Genomic DNA, 1131 nt, shown 5'->3' with positions numbered 1-1131 from the left:
CAGTACGACATCTCGGACCCTCACAATGCCAAGCTTACTGGACAAGTGTGGATGGGCGGACTTCTCGGCCGTGCGCCTGAGGTCAATGGCGTGAAAGTGACTGGCGGGCCTCAGATGATACAGCTCAGCCTCGACGGCAAGCGCCTGTATGTGACGACCTCACTTTTCTCCACCTGGGACAATCAGTTCTATCCGGAAATTCGCACCAACGGCGGATGCATGCTGATGGTCAATTGCGATACGGAAAACGGCGGCATGGAAATCGATCCGCGATTTGTTGTCGATTTTGGCAAGGAACCAAATGGACCAAGCCGCTGCCACGAAACCCGTTATCCCGGCGGTGATTGCACGAGTGACATCTGGGTATGACCAGCTTCACCATCACTCTCGCCAATCAAGGCGGTGCGGCCTTCGATGTCGATCACCGCAAGCCCCTCTTGCAAAGCTTGCGCGAGCAGGGCGTGGATTTGCCCTACGGGTGCCAGTATGGCGGCTGCATAAGCTGTGCGGCCAAAATAATCAGCGGCAAAGTCAATCAGCAAGCGCAGCGGGCGTTGAACAACCGCCAGATCAACAATGGCTATATAATCCTCTGCGTCGCCCGCCCTTTGAGCGACTGCACGCTGGAGGTCGGCGTTGAAAGTCACGACAAACTCTACCGCAACCCCTTCCTTGACCCCCTGGCCGCTCATGAATTGAAAGCCGATATTGCGACCCCGTTGGACGAACAGAAATGACCCATATGAACCATGATGAGCCCTATCCGGAGGCTTATCTGCAAGGAATTCTGAAATCGGTGAAAACCATCGCGATGGTGGGGGCCAGCCCCGACAAGACCAAGTTCTCCTATGGTGTACTGCGGGTGCTGCACGAGATCGGCTACGATATGATCCCCGTCAACCCCAGTCCCGGTCTGGATGAAATCCGAGGGCTCAAGGTGTACCCGTCGCTGGCGGCCATCGACCGGCCTGTCGATATGGTCGAGGTTTTTCGCCGTTCCGAAGATCTGTTGGACGTTGCTGAGGAAGCGATCGCCATCAATGCCAAGGTTCTGTGGGGTCAGATTGGCGTGCGCGATGACGCTGCCGCCCAGTTGGCGGAGGAAGCAGGCTTGAAAGTGGTGATGAACCG

The 1131-nt window shown here is 56.6% G+C and carries 3 protein-coding genes; all 3 read left to right on the top strand.

Going from position 1 to position 1131, the window contains the following annotated elements:
• The coding region (locus tag ACXJ7R_RS33755) for a selenium-binding protein SBP56-related protein (RefSeq protein WP_457155573.1) at nucleotides 1–369 on the top strand (369 nt) is incomplete at its 5' end.
• Nucleotides 366–737, top strand: a complete 372-nt coding sequence (locus ACXJ7R_RS33750; protein ID WP_095089772.1) for a 2Fe-2S iron-sulfur cluster-binding protein — start codon at nucleotides 366–368, stop codon at nucleotides 735–737. The genes ACXJ7R_RS33755 and ACXJ7R_RS33750, both read left to right, overlap by 4 nt.
• Before the next feature lie 5 nt (nucleotides 738–742).
• A partial coding sequence (locus ACXJ7R_RS33745) for a CoA-binding protein (protein WP_457155574.1) occupies nucleotides 743–1131 on the top strand: 389 nt, incomplete at its 3' end.

Source organism: Mesorhizobium sp. P5_C1, from assembly GCF_054049815.1.
This window is presented reverse-complemented; position numbering and strand designations above follow the sequence as displayed.